At 65.5% G+C, this 17195-nt stretch carries 12 protein-coding genes and 3 pseudogenes; 7 read left to right on the forward strand and 8 right to left on the reverse strand.

Translation table 11 applies throughout. From position 1 onward, the window contains the following. Positions 1 to 208: 208 nt before the first annotated feature. Together GGI48_RS31645 and GGI48_RS31650 are read right to left on the reverse strand one after the other, a co-directional pair. The gene (locus tag GGI48_RS31645; protein WP_371826206.1) at positions 209 to 964 is read right to left on the reverse strand and encodes a methyl-accepting chemotaxis protein; all 756 of its coding nucleotides are present in this window, start codon (positions 962 to 964) and stop codon (positions 209 to 211) included. Positions 965 to 1114: 150 nt separating this feature from the next. Beyond that, positions 1115 to 2356 (reverse strand): annotated as a pseudogene (locus GGI48_RS31650) (chemotaxis protein); the annotation flags it as partial. A 345-nt stretch (positions 2357 to 2701) separates the two neighbouring features. Here GGI48_RS31650 and GGI48_RS25815 point away from each other — a divergent pair. The 3 genes and pseudogenes from GGI48_RS25815 to GGI48_RS31660 form a co-directional block, all read left to right on the forward strand. After that, positions 2702 to 4018 carry a Na+/H+ antiporter family protein gene (locus GGI48_RS25815; protein WP_179602130.1) on the forward strand — a complete coding sequence of 439 codons (1317 nt, stop codon included), beginning with the start codon at positions 2702 to 2704 and terminating at the stop codon, positions 4016 to 4018. A 260-nt stretch (positions 4019 to 4278) separates the two neighbouring features. After that, positions 4279 to 4962, forward strand: a pseudogene (locus tag GGI48_RS31655) (cache domain-containing protein); the annotation flags it as partial. 315 nt (positions 4963 to 5277) lie between these two features. After that, positions 5278 to 5868, forward strand: a pseudogene (locus GGI48_RS31660) (methyl-accepting chemotaxis protein); the annotation flags it as partial. Between the two features lie 120 nt (positions 5869 to 5988). Here the strand turns inward: GGI48_RS31660 and yegQ are convergent. Then, positions 5989 to 7314 carry a tRNA 5-hydroxyuridine modification protein YegQ gene (gene yegQ / locus GGI48_RS25825; protein WP_016965585.1) on the reverse strand — a complete coding sequence of 442 codons (1326 nt, stop codon included), beginning with the start codon at positions 7312 to 7314 and terminating at the stop codon, positions 5989 to 5991. Positions 7315 to 7472: 158 nt separating this feature from the next. Between yegQ and GGI48_RS25830 the strand changes: the two genes are divergently transcribed. Beyond that, positions 7473 to 8534, forward strand: a complete 1062-nt coding sequence (locus GGI48_RS25830; protein ID WP_179600670.1) for an AI-2E family transporter — start codon at positions 7473 to 7475, stop codon at positions 8532 to 8534. 78 nt (positions 8535 to 8612) lie between these two features. Here the strand turns inward: GGI48_RS25830 and GGI48_RS25835 are convergent, their stop codons facing one another. Beyond that, positions 8613 to 8807, reverse strand: coding sequence for a hypothetical protein (locus tag GGI48_RS25835; protein ID WP_016965586.1), 195 nt, complete (start codon positions 8805 to 8807; stop codon positions 8613 to 8615). Between the two features lie 290 nt (positions 8808 to 9097). Then, positions 9098 to 9457: a hypothetical protein gene (locus GGI48_RS25840; RefSeq protein WP_016965587.1), complete on the reverse strand. Its 360-nt coding sequence runs from the start codon at positions 9455 to 9457 to the stop codon at positions 9098 to 9100. Between the two features lie 254 nt (positions 9458 to 9711). On the opposite strand from GGI48_RS25840, the gene GGI48_RS25845 reads away from it, so the two are divergent. Then, the gene (locus GGI48_RS25845; protein ID WP_047305361.1) at positions 9712 to 10530 is read left to right on the forward strand and encodes a shikimate 5-dehydrogenase; all 819 of its coding nucleotides are present in this window, start codon (positions 9712 to 9714) and stop codon (positions 10528 to 10530) included. 111 nt (positions 10531 to 10641) lie between these two features. Here the strand turns inward: GGI48_RS25845 and GGI48_RS25850 are convergent, their stop codons facing one another. Beyond that, positions 10642 to 11292 carry a YceH family protein gene (locus GGI48_RS25850; protein WP_016968413.1) on the reverse strand — a complete coding sequence of 217 codons (651 nt, stop codon included), beginning with the start codon at positions 11290 to 11292 and terminating at the stop codon, positions 10642 to 10644. Positions 11293 to 11509: 217 nt separating this feature from the next. Next, positions 11510 to 14029 carry a flavin-containing monooxygenase gene (locus tag GGI48_RS25855; protein WP_179600672.1) on the reverse strand — a complete coding sequence of 840 codons (2520 nt, stop codon included), beginning with the start codon at positions 14027 to 14029 and terminating at the stop codon, positions 11510 to 11512. A gap of 175 nt (positions 14030 to 14204) precedes the next feature. On the opposite strand from GGI48_RS25855, the gene GGI48_RS25860 reads away from it, so the two are divergent. Then, on the forward strand, positions 14205 to 15233 hold the full coding sequence (locus GGI48_RS25860) for an AraC family transcriptional regulator (RefSeq protein WP_179600674.1): 1029 nt from the start codon (positions 14205 to 14207) through the stop codon (positions 15231 to 15233). Positions 15234 to 15304: 71 nt separating this feature from the next. Then, the gene (locus GGI48_RS25865) at positions 15305 to 15814 is read left to right on the forward strand and encodes a DUF1993 family protein (RefSeq protein ID WP_016968416.1); all 510 of its coding nucleotides are present in this window, start codon (positions 15305 to 15307) and stop codon (positions 15812 to 15814) included. Between the two features lie 63 nt (positions 15815 to 15877). Here the strand turns inward: GGI48_RS25865 and sstT are convergent, their stop codons facing one another. Further along, positions 15878 to 17107: a serine/threonine transporter SstT gene (sstT, locus tag GGI48_RS25870; RefSeq protein ID WP_179600677.1), complete on the reverse strand. Its 1230-nt coding sequence runs from the start codon at positions 17105 to 17107 to the stop codon at positions 15878 to 15880. Positions 17108 to 17195 lie beyond the last annotated feature (88 nt).

The following is a 17195-nucleotide window of genomic DNA, read 5'->3' on the forward strand; positions in this document are numbered from 1 at the left end:
CCCGCCGGGCGCTGGGTTCGGCGCCCCGGCGGTCGATCAACCGTCGAACCCTGACGCATTCTGGAACTTTGCGTCCCCGCAACGGAGTGCCGCCCAGACCGTTTGCAGCCTGTAGCCGCTGCCGAGCCACGGCGAGGCTGCGACAAGGCCCGAAGGGCCTTTGGCCTCCTCAAGGGTGGCTATCGCAGCCTGCGGCAGCGGCTACAGGTCAGACGCGGAACTGGTCCATCAGGCTCTGTTGCTGGTTGGCCAGACTGTTGAGCGACTGGCTGACCCGCGCCGATTCATTGGCCTGTTCCGACAGCGACTCGGTGACATCGCGAATGGTCGCCACGTTGCTGTTGATCTCTTCGGCCACCGCGCTCTGCTGTTCGGCGGCGCTGGCGATCTGCAGGTTCATGTCGCTGATCACCGTCACCGCATCGCCGATCTGGCGCAGGGCGGTCACGGCCTGACCCACCTGCTCGACGCTGCCCTGGGCCTGGCGATGGCTGTTGTTCATCGAACCCACCACATCCCGGGTGCCGGTCTGCAGTTGCTCGATCACCTGGCGGGTTTCCTCCACCGATTCCTGGGTGCGCTGGGCCAGGTTGCGCACTTCGTCGGCCACCACCGCGAAACCGCGCCCGGCTTCCCCGGCCCGGGCAGCTTCGATGGCGGCGTTGAGGGCCAGCAGGTTGGTCTGCTCGGCAATCGAGCGGATCACTTCCAGTACCGTGCCGATCTGTTCGCTGTTGGCGGCCAGGCCTTCGACCTGGGTCATGGCGGCGCTCATGTCGGCGGCCAGCTGGTCGATGCTGCGGGTGGTGCGGTCGATCACCGTCAGGCCCTGTTGCGTGGCCTGGTCGGCGTCCCGCGCCGCCTGGGCGGCCTGGGCCGCGCTGCGGGCCACGTCCTGGGCGGTGGCGCTCATTTCGTGGGAGGCGGTGGCCACCTGATCCACCTGGCGATACTGCTGTTCCATGCCGGCGCTGGTCTGGGTGGCGATGGCCGATGACTGGTCGGCAGTGCCGCGGGCGTCCTGCACCGAGCGTTTCACTTCGGCAATGATCGGTTGCAGCTTGTCGAGGAAACGGTTGAACCAGCCGGCCAGCTGGCCCAGCTCGTCCTGCTTGTCGTAGGCCAGGCGCCGGGTCAGGTCGCCTTCGCCGCTGGCAATGTCTTCGAGCATCTGGGCCACGCCGAGGATCGGCCGGGTCACGCTGCGGGCCATCAGCCACACCAGCAGCAGGCCCACCACCGCCGCCAGCAGGCCCAGGCCCAGCTCCATCAGGGTGCCGCTGCGGTTGCCGGCGTCCAGCTCGTTTTTCAGGGTTTCGGCCGGGCCCACCAGGACGCTCTCCGGCACGTCCAGCAGCACGCCCCAGGGCTTGCCGCCGGGGATCGGGGTAAAGGGCGCGAGCACCTTGAGCTCATGGTTGCTGTGCAGGCTGTGGGTCTGGGTGCTGTTGGCCAACTGGCGGATCAGTTCGGCGCCGTTGACGCTGTCGACGCTGTCCAGGCGCTGGCTGAGCTTGCCGGCATCCGGGCTGTAGCCGGCCAGCAGGCCCACCGGGCTAATGATGCTGACGCTGGTCTGGCCGGCGTAGAGCTTCTGGCTGGCATTGCGGCTGACGGCCTGCAGGCTGTTGAGGTTGATGTCCACCGACAGCGAGGCGATGACTTTGCCGTTGACCATCAGCGGGAAGACGATGCTGGTCATCAGCACCTTCTGGCCGTCGATGTCATAGAAGTAGGGTTCGATCACGCAGGGCTTGAGGGTGCTGCGTGGGCAGGTGAACCAGGCATTGGCCGGTTCGCCGCTGGGGCCGCTGCGGGTGTCGCTCATGTCGCTTTCCGGCAGCGCCATGGAGGTCAGCTTGCCCGGAGTGGGCTGGGACCAGTACAGGGCAAAGCGGCCCTTTTCGTTGCTGCCCAGCTCGCCCTGGCCGCTGAACAACTCGTCCTTGCCATCCAGGGCGTTGGCTTCGAACACCAGGGACAGGCCCAGCAGGTCGGGGTTGGCCTGCAGCGCCGACTTGACCTGGCGGGTCAGGTCCTCGCGCAGGTCGAAGGCATCGAGAAAGCGCTTTTCCGCCTGTTCGCGGAGGAACAACACCTGGCGCGAGAACCCGTGGCCGTACTGGTAGGCGTCCATGAACTGCTGGCGAATGCCCAACGCCTGGACTTCACCCTGAGCCTCGATCCGCGCCTGGGCGGCTTCGTTGAGCATCTCCATGCTCGAGGCCTTGACCAGCTCGGAGCTGTGCTCCATGCGATACAGCGAAAGCCCCACCAACAGCGAGACGATGCCCAACAGGCAGAGTCCGGCCAGCAGGGTGATCTTCCATTGGATGGAAAGTTGTCTGAGCGACATGGAGACGTCCTTTATTCGATAAATATCTGAGACTTTGCACTGTAGCGGCCGACCAACGGTGTTCTTTAAACGCTTGTTCGAAATAAGCCGTGAGGCTCTCGGGCTGCTGTGCAGCCCGACGCGAGCAAGCTCCCTGGTCACGGGTACGGGGTGGGTCTTGGGGGCTTGGCGAGCCAGCTCGCTCCTACGGGGGCGGGGGCGGGGTTTTGACAAGCCGGGTCGGCTGCTGCAAAGTGCGCCCCCCTAATAAGAACCCATTTCATTTCGATGTCGGCAGCCCGCTGCCTTCCGGTCGGTCACAGGCTTTTGCGCCATTTTTGCTGGTGCAGTAATGAGGTAACGATGATTAACGCAGTAATTGCCGCGGTTGGCGTGATGTTGGTGCTCAGCCTGTCCCGCGTGCATGTAGTGATCGCCCTGATCGTTGGCGCGCTGGTGGGCGGCCTGACCGGCGGCCTGGGGATCGAGGCCACGCTCAAGGCGTTCAACAGCGGCCTGGGCGGTGGCGCCACCGTGGCCTTGTCCTACGCCTTGCTCGGCGCGTTCGCCGTGGCCATCGCCAAGTCCGGGCTGGCCCACGCCCTGGCGGACAAGATCCTGCTGCTGGTGGATCGCCAGGACGCCCACGGCGGCGGCCGGGTCAAGTGGCTGCTGATCGGCCTGCTGTGGGTGGTGGCGATTGCCTCGCAGAACATCCTGCCGATCCACATTGCCTTTATTCCGCTGCTGGTGCCGCCGCTGCTGTATGTGCTGACCAAGTTGCAACTGGACCGGCGGCTGATCGCCTGCGTCATCACCTTCGGCCTGATCACCCCCTACATGTTCCTGCCGGTGGGCTTCGGCAACATCTTCCTCAACGAGATCCTCCTGGCCAACGTGGCCCGCAGCGGGGTCGACGTCAGCCAGATCAACGTCACCCACGCCATGGGCATTCCCGCCCTGGGCATGCTTTGCGGCTTGCTGCTGGCGTTCTTCAGCTACCGCAAGAAGCGCGTGTACGACCTGGACCGGATCGAGAAGGTCGAGCAGGTGGCGGTGCAGTACAACCCGCGGACCCTGCTGGTGGCGGCGGCGGCTATCGTCGCTGCGTTCGTCATCCAGTTGCTGCTGGACTCGATGATTATCGGCGCCTTGTGCGGGTTTCTGATTTTCTCGGTGTCGGGCATCGTGCGCTGGCGCGAGACGGACGAGCTGTTCACCGAAGGCATGAAGATGATGGCCATGATCGGCTTCATCATGATCGCCGCCTCGGGCTTTGCCGAAGTGATGAAGGCCACCGGCGAGGTCAACTCGCTGGTCCAGGCCTCGGCGGCGTGGATCGGTCACAGCAAGGGCGTGGGCGCCTTGCTGATGCTGCTGGTGGGGCTGCTGGTGACCATGGGCATCGGCTCGTCGTTTTCCACGGTGCCGATCCTCGCGGCGATCTTCGTGCCGCTGTGTGTGCAACTGGGTTTCAGCCCGCTGGCGATCGTCTGCATCGTCGGCACCGCCGGGGCGCTGGGGGATGCGGGCTCGCCGGCCTCGGACTCGACCCTGGGGCCGACCTCGGGCCTGAACATCGATGGCCAGCACCACCATATCTGGGACACCGTGGTCCCGACCTTCCTGCACTACAACCTGCCGCTGCTGGCCTTCGGCTGGGTCGCGGCCATGGTCCTCTGACTCCTGACAGGCTGGAGCCGGCTTGCCGGCGAAGGCGTCTTTCAAGGCGCTACAGGGTTTGTCGGCTTGTTCGCCGACAAGCCGGCGCCTATGGGGCTAGGCTCAACTTTTGCGGTGGCGTGCCGTTAACGCGGTTATCACGCCAATAAAAAACCAAGAGTGAGCCCCCTATGCGCTTGAGCCTGAAGGCCAAAGTCCTGTCCCTGGCAGTCCTCCCGGTGCTGTTGTTTGCGCTGGTGATCAGCCTGAGCACGGTATTCATGCTGCGCCAGCAGGCGCAGAAAGAAGTCGAGGAAACCCGTCAGCGCTTGCTGGGCGAGGCCAAGGCCACGCTGCAGAGCTATGTCGAGGTGGCCTTGAACACGGTCAAGCCGCTGTACGACGCGGCGGCACCCGGGGATCAGGCGGCCCGGGCCGAGGTGGTCAAGCTGCTGTCGAACATCAGCTACGGCAAGGACGGCTACTTCTTCGGCTACGACTCCGAAACCGTGCGCCTGTTCAAGGGCAATAGCGCCGATGGCGTGGGCAAGAGCTTCAAGGACAACCGCGACCCCAACGGGGTCTACGTCAACCGCGAGCTGGTGCGGGTCGGCAAGGACGGCAGTCACTACGTGCAATACAGCTCGACCCAGCCGGGCAGCGACGTGCTGGTGCCCAAGCTGGGCTACACCGAATACCTGCCCAAGTGGGACATGGTGCTGGGCACCTCGGTCAACCTCGATGGCATCGATGCTCAGGTGGCGGCGGTCGAGAACAGCGTCAACCAGCGCATGGAAGGCATGGTCCTGAGCATTCTCGGGATCGCCGCGGTGGTGCTGCTGGTGATCGCGGGCCTGGGCATTCTGGTGGCCAACACCATGTTGCGGCCGCTGAACCTGATGAAGGCCAACCTCGATGACATCGCCGCCGGTGAAGGCGACCTGACCCGGCGCCTGGCGATCACCAGCCAGGATGAACTGGGGCAGCTGGCCGGGTCGTTCAACCGCTTTGTCGACAAAATCCACAGCCTGGTGCGGCAGATCACCGAGATGACCGGGCAGCTCACCGAGCTGGTGACCCAGGTCTCGGATCAGGCGCACCGCTCCGAGCAGGCCATGGAGCGCCAGCGCCACGAGACCGATCAGGTGGCCACGGCGATCAATGAGATGTCTTCGGCGGCCCAGGAAGTGGCGCGCAGTGCCCAGGGCGCAGCGGTGGCCGCGCAACAGACCGATGAAGAAGGCCAGGCGGCCAAGCGCGTGGTGGACGGCAGCATCCAGCAGATCCACTCCCTGGTCAGCGATATCCGCAACAGCGGCACCTCCCTGGACAGCTTGCAGCAGGACGTGTCGTCGATTGTCAGCGTGCTGGACGTGATCCGCTCGATTGCCGAACAGACCAACCTGCTGGCGCTCAACGCCGCCATCGAGGCGGCCCGGGCCGGGGAGGCCGGGCGCGGTTTTGCCGTGGTCGCCGACGAGGTCCGCGCCCTGGCCAGCCGCACCCAGCAGAGCACTCAGGAAATCCAGGGCATGATCGACCGTCTGCAGCAGGGCACCCGGGTGGCGGTGGACGCCATGCGCCGCTCCAGCGACGCCGGCGACGGCACCTCGGTGAAAGCCAACGAAGCCGGGGCGTCGCTGGACACCATGGCCCAGCTGATCGGCACCATCAATTCGATGAACGCGCAGATTGCCAGTGCCGCCGAGGAGCAGACCGCGGTGGCCGAGGAGATCAACCGCAGCGTGCACCAGATCGCCGTGGCGGTGGACAGCGTCGCCGATGAAACCCAGCGCGGGGCCCAGACCTCCCGCAGCCTGGCGGACCTGGGCCAGCGCCTGGGCCGGTTGGTGGGGCAGTTCCGTATCTGAGGGCGCCCGCTGTAGCCGCAGCCTGGGCCGCAAGGCCCGGAAAAGGCCCCAGCAGTGTTGTCGCGCGGGCCAGGCATCGCCAGCGCTGCCGTGGCTACAAGGCGCGGTCCGTGCGCCGAGTCAGGCGCTGATGTCGCGCATCAGCAGGGCGAAGCGCAGGTCGACCTGATCCGGAATCGGCAGGTACACGGTGTGGCCATCCCCCGGGGCCACGTCGATGGCTTCGCCCTTGGCGTTCTGCAGTTCGTGCAGATCGAAGTGGAAGTTGCCCTTGGGGGTCATCAGTTCCATGTGATCGCCCACGGCGAAGCGGTTCTTGACCTTGACTTCGGCCAGGCGGTCGCGGCGCTCGCCGGTGAGTTCGCCGACGAACTGCTGGCGCTCCGAGACCGAGCTGCCGTTCTGGTAGTTCTGGTACTCGTCATGCACATGGCGGCGCAGGAAGCCTTCGGTGTAGCCGCGCTGGGCCAGGGATTCCAGGTCGTTCATCAGGCTGCGGTCGAACTCGCGCCCGGCCGCCGCGTCGTCGATGGCCCGGCGGTACACCTGGGTGGTGCGCGCGCAGTAGAAGTGCGACTTGGTCCGGCCTTCGATCTTCAGCGAGTGCACGCCCATGCGGGTCAGGCGCTCCACGTGCTGCACCGCCCGCAGGTCCTTGGCGTTCATGATGTAGGTGCCGTGCTCGTCCTCGAAGGCTGGCATCAGCTCGTCCGGGCGATTGGCTTCCTGCAGCAGGAACACCTGGTCGGTGGGCGCGCCCAGGCCCAGGGTCGGCTCCGGCTGGAAGGTCTGGACGATTTCTCCCAGGTCGTTCTCGGTGGCTTGCTCGGCCTTGTATTTCCAGCGGCAGGCGTTGGTGCAGGTGCCCTGGTTGGCGTCGCGCTTGTTCATGTAGCCCGACAGCAGGCAGCGTCCGGAATAGGCCATGCACAGGGCGCCGTGGACGAAGACTTCCAGCTCCATGGCCGGTACTTGCTGGCGGATTTCCTCGATCTCTTCCAGGGACAGTTCCCGGGACAGGATGATTCGCGTCAGCCCCTGTTGCTGCCAGAACTCGACACTGGCCCAGTTCACCGTGTTGGCCTGCACCGAGAGGTGGATCGGCATGTGCGGGAAGTGCCGGCGCACCAGCATGATCAGGCCCGGGTCGGACATGATCAGCGCGTCCGGGGCCATGTCGATGACCGGTTGCAGGTCCTTGAGGAAGGTCTTGAGCTTGGCGTTGTGCGGGGCGATGTTGACCACCACGTAGAAACGCTTGCCCTGGGCCTGGGCCTCCTGGATGCCGAGGGCCAGGTTGGCGTGGTCGAATTCGTTGTTGCGCACCCGCAGGCTGTAGCGCGGCTGGCCGGCGTACACCGCATCGGCGCCGTAGGCGAAGGCGTAGCGCATGTTCTTCAGGGTGCCGGCGGGGGCCAGGAGTTCGGGTTTGGCGAGGAGCGTCATGGGGCTGTCGGTCGCAAAAGGTCGCGAGGGTAAGCCAGCGCGCCGGGGCATTCATTGATCTGGGTCTATGTCTGGCGCAGAAAAAACGCACTCGGCATCGCGGCTGCGGACTAACCCTCTGGACGCCGCGATCGGGCGTCGACTGACCTGGATCGGACATGAAGCAAAACAACCTGCAAAACAAAAGCCTGCTGCTGTTACTGGCCCTGGTGACGGTGGCGTTCATCTGGATTCTGCTGCCGTTCTACGGGGCGCTGTTCTGGGCGGTGATCCTGGGCATCGTCTTTGCCCCCCTGCAGCGCCGCCTGCAATTGAAGTTCGGCTGGCCGCGCAATCTCACGGCCCTGTGCACGCTGTTGATCTGCCTGCTGATCGCCATCCTGCCGGTGATCATCACCAGCGTGCTGCTGGTTCAGGAAGGCGCCGAGCTGTACAAGAAAATCGAAAGCGGCCAGCTGGATATCGCCGGCTACCTGGCCCAGTTCAAGCACGGCCTGCCACCGTACTTCCAGCACCTGCTGGACCGCTTTGGTCTGGGCGAGCTCAAGGGCCTGCAGGACAAGGTGGTCAAGAGCGCGATGCAGGGCAGCCAGTACCTGGCGACCCAGGCCTTCAGCTTCGGCCAGGGCACCTTCGAGTTCGTGGTGAGTTTCTTCATCATGCTGTACCTGTTGTTTTTCTGTCTGCGCGATGGCGCCGAGCTGGTACGCAAGATCCGCGGCGCCGTGCCCCTGGCCGAGTACCAGAAGCGCCGCCTGCAATTGAAGTTCAACCGGGTGGTGCGGGCCACGGTCAAGGGCAATGTGCTGGTGGCGGTGACCCAGGGCGCCCTGGGCGGCTTGATCTTCTGGTTCCTGGACATTCCCAGCGCCTTGCTCTGGGCGGTGTTGATGGCCTTTCTGTCGCTGTTGCCGGCGGTGGGGGCGGGGATTGTCTGGGGGCCGGTGGCGGCGTATTTCCTGGTCAGCGGCGCGATCTGGCAAGGGGTGGTGCTGGCGCTGTTCGGGGTGCTGGTGATCGGCCTGGTGGACAACCTGCTGCGGCCGATCCTGGTGGGCAAGGACACGCGGATGCCGGATTACCTGATCCTGATCTCGACCCTGGGCGGGCTGGCGGTCTTCGGCCTCAACGGTTTTGTCATCGGGCCGCTGATCGCTGCCTTGTTCATGTCGAGCTGGGCGCTGTTCGTCGACACCCGGCCCCGGGTGCAGTTGCCCTGACGCTGGACGGCCCGGTGCTACGAAAAAACACCTATTGCGCTGTGGGGCATGGCGACCAGTGCTACCGGCACGGGCTGTTCAGTCCACCACCTGATCGAGCATGTGCAGCACTTCCTGCTCGTTGAGCAGGCCCTTGCGCACCAGGTTCTGGGTCAGCAGCGAGAGGAACTTGGCGCTGCGATGACCTTCCAGATGCTTGAGCTCGGTCAGGGCGTCGTACACCCGGCTGGAAGTGCAGAGGCCTTCGACGCGGTGCGGGTTTTGCGTGGGCATGGGGTTCGTCCTTGTTCTTGTGGGCCTGTTGTTATAAAGGCTGTGTGACGGGGCTGTTATGACAGGCGTGGGGCGAGCGGACCCGGTCGATCTTGCGGTCCCTGAATGACACACGCGTGACAGTCCCATGTCGCCCGAGGCGTCGCTGGGGTTGGCACACTATTGCCGGATTTTCATGCAAATACTGTTCCAGTCGCGACATGATGCTGAGCTATTCAGACATTTGGCTGATGGCAAAATGCAACAAGCCCCGCCGGATGGGCGGGGCCTGTGGCTGTTTCAGTGGAGCCTTACCAGCGGCCGGGACCCGGGCCGTAGTAGTAATGAGGGTGGCCGTAGTAGCCGCGAGGCGGGCCGTAGTACACCGGCGCCGGGCGGTAGTAGACCGGCTGCTGCACATACACCGGTGCCGGCTGGTAGTAGACCGGTGGTGGTGGCGCGGCGTACACCGGCTGCGGTTGGACATACACCGGCGCCTGCTGCACATAGACCGGACGATCCTGGTTGGCGATCACCGAACCCACTACGGCTGCGCCGACAACAGCACCCAATGCGGCGGGCCCGACCCAGCCACCGCCGTGGGCGGATGCCTGGCCTGCGACAGCGAGTGCGCCAATGAGCAAGGCTATCTTGGGGATTTTGGAAATCATGGTTGTTCCTCGGTTCAACCTCCGCGTTCATGGTCTGCACCAGACTCAAGAACTGACGCGGGGATACTTCTAAGACAGCGGTTTTTGCAAAATCTGCACAGCCGCTGAGTAAATATTGTGTAAGGTCTGTACCGGCCTCTTTACCGTCATCCCTGGGCGTCGAAGAGGCCTGTGAACCAGCGGCGATATGATCGGGCACAAGGGCTCGGCTGACCAATCCCGTCTATCCGAAAGTGCCCGGCAAGGAGATGAACATGCAAATGAACCCCAATAAAGACACCCAGTTGTGCATGTCGCTGTCCGGGCGTCCGGGGAATTTCGGCCTGCGCTTTCACAACCATCTGTATGAGCAGTTGGGGCTCAACTTCTACTACAAGGCCTTCAGCAGCCAGGACCTGCCCGGCGCGGTGCGAGGGATCCGGGCCTTGGGGATTCGCGGCTGCGGCGTGTCCATGCCGTTCAAGGAAGACTGCATCGCCCTGGTGGATGAGCTGGACGCCTCGGCCCGGGCCATTGCCTCGATCAATACCATCGTCAATACCGACGGCCATCTGAAGGCTTACAACACCGATTACATCGCCGTGGCCCGCTTGCTGGCCGAGCACGCGGTGCCGCAGGCGTCTACCTTCGCCCTGCGCGGCAGCGGCGGCATGGCCAAGGCCGTGGCCAGTGCCTTGCGTGACGGCGGTTATGCCCGCGGGGTGATAGTGGCCCGCAACGAAGTGGCCGGGCGCGCGCTGGCCCGTTCCCTGGGCTATGAGTGGCAGGCCGAGTTGGGCAGCCTGCGGCCGCAGATGCTGATCAACGTTACCCCGATCGGCATGAGCGGCGGGCCAGAGGCGCAGCAACTGGCGTTCGACGCCGAGGCGATAGCGGCGGCGGACACGGTGTTCGACGTGGTGGCGGTGCCGCCGCAGACGCCGCTGATCCTGCGGGCCCAGGCCGAGGGCAAGCAGGTCATCACCGGGCTGGAAGTGATTGCCATCCAGGCCCTGGAGCAGTTCGTGCTGTATACCGGCGTGCGCCCGAGCGAGGAGCAGTTCCAGAAGGCCGTAGCCTTCGCCCGGGCCTGAAACCGCAACGCTGTAGCTGCAGGCTGCGACAAGGCCCGCAGGGCCTTGGGCGTGCTTAGGTGCGGCGCCTCCTTCGGGGGCGATCGCCGCCTGCGACAGCGGCGACCAGGATCAGCCTTCGAGCTGGGCCAGGCGCTCTTCCAGGGCGGCGATCCGTGCTTCCAGTTCTTCGATGCGTTCCACTGAAACGCCGCCGCCCGTGCTGCGTTCCACCGGGTTGCCGCGGGCGGCGAGAATCGCCTCGATGTCCGCCGGGTCGCCCAGGGCGTGGGTGTAGCGGTCTTCGCGCTGGCCGGCCTGACGCGGGATGTGCAGGGCCAGGCCCCGGGCGATCAGGCGTTCGAGCTGGTGCAGGACCTGCTCGCTGTCTTCGAAATCATGCATGCGCCCGCTGCGGGTCAGCAGTTCATTGACCGTCTGCGGGCCGCGCAGAAACATCAGGCCACACAGGATCAACTGCGCCGGCACCAGTTCCAGGGCCTTGTCCAGGCGCTGTTCCCAGCGATCGGCGCGGCTGCCCATCACCAGCCGGGTAAAGCCACGGGCTTCGAGGGCGCGCAGGCTTTGCCCGACCTGGCCCGGGGTCAGGTTCATCACCGGTTCGCGGCTGGTTTTCTGGTTGCAGGCCAGTACCAGGGCGTTGAGGGTCAGGGGGTAGGTTTCCGGGCTGGTGGCCTGCTTTTCGATCAACGAACCCAGGATGCGGATATCGGTGCTGCTCAAGCGCAGTTCTTCGCCGGGGGTGTCGTGCTCGCTGCTCATAAGTGCTGGTCCCTTGGTCACTGATGGGTGGGTCGTGAAAAACCGCAACAGGGCCTGGAGCGGCGCTGCGGTTTTTCCGTGGCCGGGTGGGCCACTTTGGAGGGGCTCTGTTTTACCTTCAGAACCCGGATCTTGCCATCAGAACTTGGCACGGCCCGCGCCGGCGCCGGTTTATCGGGGCGCCCCCGCCGCCATGTGTGGGGCGAGGGCGGCCGGTTCAGCCGGGTTGCGCGTCTGTTGCAGGCTGTGTCGTGCGTGGCGAATCCGCTGCCTGCCGGGCTTGGCCCGCTGTCTCCAGGCACTGGCGGGCAAACCGGGCCAGGCCCAGCAGGGCGTTTCTCGCGGAGCGCAGGTAGAACGCCTGCAACTGGAACACGTGCCAGCGGCCCTCGTGGATTTCCAGCTGGCAAGCCACCGCGGACTGCCTGGCGCGCTCGGCCAGGCGCGTGGAGTCCGACAGCAGCAGTTCCTGGTCGCCGACCTGGATCAGCATCGGCGGCAGGCCGCGCAGGTCTGCTTCCAGGGGGCGATGGGTGGGGGCTTGAGCGGGCGCTGCGTAGGCCTTGAGGGCTTGCTCCAGCCAGTCGCGGCGGATCATCGGGTCGGCCTCCTGGCGCGATTGCATACTGGCGCCGCCCAGGTCCGGATCGGTGACCGGCGACAGCAGCATCAGCCCGGCGGCAATCTCCTCGCCACGTTCCTTCAGTGCCAGGGCCAGCGCCAGGACCAGGGCGCCGCCGGCGGAATCGCCGGCGATCAGCAGCTTGTCCGCCGGGCAGAGCTGGGCGCGGATGGCGTCATAACAGGCCAGGCAGTCTTCCAGCGCGGCGGGGTAGGGATGCTCCGGCGCCAGCCGGTAGTCGGGGACCCAGACGCTGCAGCCGCTGTCCCGGGCCAGGCGGCTGCTGACGCTGTAGTGAGAGCGCGGGCCGCCGAGGCAGAAGGCGCCACCGTGCAGGTAGAGAATCACCCCCTTGGGCGTCGTGCTTGCGGGCTCGACAATCTGCAACGAGAGCCCGTCCAGCCGCATGCTCCGGCGCTTCACGCCCAGGCAGCCGGGCATCAGCCATGACAGCTGGTCGACGATCTTGCGCTGGCTGGCCAGGGCCCGGGGCGGGCCGATCAAGGCTTTGAAACTGACCCGTAGGAAAACCCGCAGGAAGGCTGCGTTGGCCCGCTCCAGCCAGTCCCGGGGGGCGGCTATGCGTTGTCCGGCGCAGTCCGGGGAGCGGGCGTCCAATGGGCTGGACAGGCGATAGGCGGCCAGCCCGGCATAGCGTGCCAGCCAGCGATAGGACCAGGTGAAGCCTGGCCAGTTGGTGCTGTTGTGCCCCCGTTCGTCGACATACCAGCTCTTGCAGCCGCTCCACACCGAAGTGGCCAGGCGGCGCTGGATGCGCCGTTGAAAGCGCTGGTGGCGGTGTTCATCCACTTCCAGCTGGCTGGCGTCGCTGTCCAGCAGCGCCTGGCGGGCCTGCATGACGTGGGAGATCTGGCTCTCCAGCATATGGATGATGGAGTTGTGGCCCAGGTTGGTGTTGGGCCCGTAGAGCATGAAGAAGTTGGGGAAGCCCGGCACGCTGATACCCAGGTAGGCCGCCGCGCCGTCTTGCCAGGCCTGGTTCAGGTCAAGCCCATCACGGCCGCTGATGCGCATCGGCGAGAGGAACTCGGTGGCGGCAAAACCGGTGCCGTAGATGATTGCGTCGACGGTGTGCTGCTGGCCGTCGAGGGTTTCGATGCCGTGTTCGGTGATCCGCCGGATGCCCTCGGTCACCAGCTGCACATGAGCTTGGTCGAAGGTCTTGAGGTAGTCGTTGGACAGCAGGATGCGCTTGCAGCCGATGGGGTAGTCCGGGGTCATCTGCCGGCGCAGTTCGGGGCTGGCGACCGAGGCGTGCAGGAGCTTGTTGAACGGGCCACCGACCACCCACCGGGTCAGGCCCTTGAGGCGGGTGAAGCCCAGGGCCCGGGATTCGAAGTGCAGGTAGTGGGCCGCGCGCAGCAGTTTCATCCGCCAGGGCTGGCGGGCCAGACGCTGTTTTTCTTGCTCGCTGTAGGCTCGGTCGGCCTTGGGCATGATGTAGGCCGGCGAGCGCTGGAAGACCTTGAGCGCCGCCACCTGATCGGCAATCTGCGGCACGAACTGGATGGCCGAGGCGCCGGTGCCGATCACCGCCACCCGTTTGTCGGCCAGGGCGTAATGGTGATCCCAGTGGGCGGAGTGAAAGACCCGGCCGCGAAAGCTGTGCATGCCCGGCAGTTTGGGCAGGGCGGGACGGCTCAGCTGGCCGACGGCGCTGATCAGCAGACGGGTGAAATGCTCCTGGCCATCGTTGCAGACGACCTGCCAGTAATGGCCGGTTTCATCGAAGCGGGCGTGGCGCACTTCGCTGCCGAAGTGAATGTGTGGCAGCAGGTCGTAGGTACGGGCGCAATGTTGCAGGTAGTCGTGGATCTCGGCCTGGGGCGCGAACACCCGGGACCAGCGCGGGTTGGGCTCGAAGGAAAATGAGTACAGGTGCGAAGGCACGTCGCAGGCGGCGCCGGGGTAGGTGTTGTCGCGCCAGACGCCGCCGACGTCCTGGCCTTTCTCAAGCAGGAGGAACTGACTGACCCCGGCCTTGCGCAGGGCGATGGCCGTGCCCAGGCCGCCGAAGCCGCTGCCGATGATCAGGGCTTCCAGGGGCGCGCAGGGGCTGGAACAGAGGTTTAGCGGGGCGGTGGATTCGGGCATGACGACCTCGTTGTTATTGTTGTGGACGCAGGGGGGATCGACCCGGGGCCCTGTCCTGGCGACGTTGGCGTGGCCCCGTTGAGTGAAGCATGGGGGCAAATATCCGTGGACCCCATGCTGCAACGGGACAAGTGTTTTAGTATTTGGGCCAAATCCGCCGCCCATGAGTCAGGCCATGAACGTTCAAGCATTCACCCGGGGACCGTCCAGCGCCTTGCTGTTGGTGAACTTTGCGCTTGAAAGGGGCCTGTCGCCGACGCGTCTGCTGGCCGGTTGCGCGGTGTCCCTGGAGGGGCTGCAGGACCCCAATACGCTGCTGCTGGCGGCCCAGGAGCTGCGGCTGGTGAGCAATCTGCTGCAACTGCTGGGGCATCCTCCTGGGCTGGGCTATGAGGTGGGTGCGCGTTACCACTTTTCCACCTACGGCCTGTTCGGCTATGGCCTGATCAGCAGCGCGACGCCGGCCGATGCGCTGAGCCTGGCCCTGCGCTTTCTGCCGCTGACCTATGCCTTCGCTTCGATCGGTTACCGACTGGAGCGGGATCTGGGCGTGCTGACCTTCGGTGCGCCGCCGCTGGCCGATCCGCAGGTGGCCGGGTTTCTGCTGGAACGGGACATGGCCGCTGCCGCGGTGTTGATGAAGGAGATCGTCGGTGAGGATTTTTGTCTGGCGCGCCTGACCCGCCGTGCCGCCCCGCCCGCGGCTAGCGCGGCCTGCGATGTGCCGCGGGTGCTGGGCCGGGTGCCCGAGTACCGGGCGGCGCTGGACAGCCTGGCGTTCGACCGGCGGTTCCTGGATCGCGCCTTGCCCCAGGCCAACCCGCTGACGGTGGCGATGTGCGAGCAGATGTGCCGGCAGTTGCTTGAGCGCCGACAGGCCCATCAGAGCACCGCGGCCCTGGTCCGCCAGCATCTCGAGGCCCTGCCGGCCGGCAGAGTCGCGGATCTGCCGGACATGGCGCGTCTTACGCGGACCAGTGCGCGCACCTTGAAACGGCGCCTGCAGGAAGAGGGCACCAGCTATCGCCAGTTGCTGGCCGAGCAGCGCGGCGCCCGGGCCCTGGCGTTGTTGGGCAATCGCGCCTTGAGTCTGACCCGGATCGCGGAAGAGCTGGGTTTCAGCGACCTGTCGAGTTTTTCCCAGAGCTTCAAGCGCTGGTTCGGCGTCGCCCCCAGCGCCTATCGCCGGGGGCCTTCGGGATAAAGGCCCCGGGTTGAGCCGCTGTGGCTATAATCGCTGCTCGTTGTACTCCCGCCATCCTTGTCGAGACTGTCATGACTATTTCCCTGTACGCCGCTTCCGTTCCCGTCTTCAAGCAAATGCTCAACGCCCTGAGCGATGTCCTGCACAAGGCCGAAGCTCACGCCACCGCGAAGAACATCGAGCCCAATGCCCTGTTGCAGGCGCGTCTGTACCCGGACATGTTCCCGCTGGTGCGCCAGGTGCAGATCGCCGTGGACTTCGCCAAGGGCGTGTCGGCGCGTCTGGCCGAGGTCGAGCTGCCCAAGTACGACGACAGCGAAACCACCTTCGCCGACCTGCAGGCGCTGATCGCCAAGGTCCTGGCCTTTATCGACGGCATCCAGCCGGCGCAGATCGATGGCAAGGAAGGCATCGAGATCGTCACTCGTCCGGGCACCCCGAAAGAGAAGCGCTTCAGTGGCCAGTCCTACCTGTTGACCTACGGCCTGCCGCAGTTCTTCTTCCACGTCACCACCACCTACGCGATCCTGCGTCACAACGGTGTGGAAGTGGGCAAGCGCGATTACATGGGCGCGTTCTAAACCCCAGGCGATAAAAAAGCCCGGCCAGGTTGACCCTGGCCGGGCTTTTTTGTGGCCGTTGGATCAGGCGGCTTGCGCCTTGTCTTCCTGGGCCAGGCACGCGGCGGCGGTGAAGAGCACGTCGGTGGAGGAGTTCAGCGCGGTTTCCGCCGAGTCCTGCAGCACGCCGATGATGAAGCCCACCGCGACCACCTGCATGGCGATTTCGCTGGGGATGCCGAACAGGCTGCAAGCCAGGGGAATCAGCAGCAGCGAACCGCCGGCCACGCCCGAAGCACCGCAGGCGCAGATGGCCGCGACCACGCTGAGCAGCACGGCAGTGGGCAGGTCGACGGCGATGCCCAGGGTGTGCACGGCGGCCAGGGTCAGCACGGTGATGGTGATCGCCGCGCCGGCCATGTTGATGGTGGCGCCCAGGGGGATGGACACCGAGTAGGTGTCTTCATGCAGGCCCAGGCGCTTGCTCAGTTCCAGGTTGACCGGGATGTTGGCGGCCGAGCTGCGGGTGAAGAACGCGGTGATGCCGCTCTCGCGCAGGCAGGTCAGCACCAGCGGGAAGGGGTTGCGGCGGATTTTCCAGAACACGATCAGCGGGTTCATCACCAGGGCCACGAACAGCATGCAGCCGATCAGCACCGCCAGCAGGTGCAGGTAGCCGAGCAGGGCGTCGAAGCCCGAGGTGGCCAGGGTCGAGGCCACCAGGCCGAAGATCCCCAGGGGCGCGAAGCGGATCACCACGCGCACGATGACGGTGACCCCGTTGGACAGGTCATCGAGTACGGCGCGGGTCGTCTCGCCGGCATGGCGGATGGCCACGCCCATGCCGATGGCCCAGGCCAGGATGCCGATGAAGTTGGCGTTCATCAGGGCACTGACCGGGTTGTCCACCACGCTCAGCAGCAGGCTTTGCAGCACCTCGCTGATACCGCCCGGGGCACTCACGGCGACGTCGTGGGTGGCCAGGACCAGGGACGAGGGGAACAGGCTGCTGGCGATCACCGCGACCACCGCCGCGGCGAAGGTGCCCAGCAGGTAGAGCACCAGGATCGGCCGGATATGGGTTTCCTGGCCGTGCTTGTGGTTGGCGATCGAGGCCATGACCAGCACGAACACCAGGATCGGCGCCACGGCCTTGAGCGCCGAGACGAAGACCTTGCCGATGAAGGTGGTGGACTTCGCCACTTCGGGGGCCAGCAGGGCCAGGGCGATGCCGGCAATGAGGCCGATGACGATCTGGGTCACCAGGCTCAGGCGTTTGAGGGTGTGGAGGAAGGAAGGAGGTGCAGCGCTCATAGCGGTATCTCTGTTTTTTTAATGTGCAGTGCATGCCGGGGCTGAGCCGGCATCCAGGGATGCGGTGGCAAAGGGCAACGGGCGATCG

Source organism: Pseudomonas protegens, assembly GCF_013407925.2.
Taxonomy (GTDB): Bacteria; Pseudomonadota; Gammaproteobacteria; order Pseudomonadales; family Pseudomonadaceae; genus Aquipseudomonas; species Aquipseudomonas fluorescens_AP.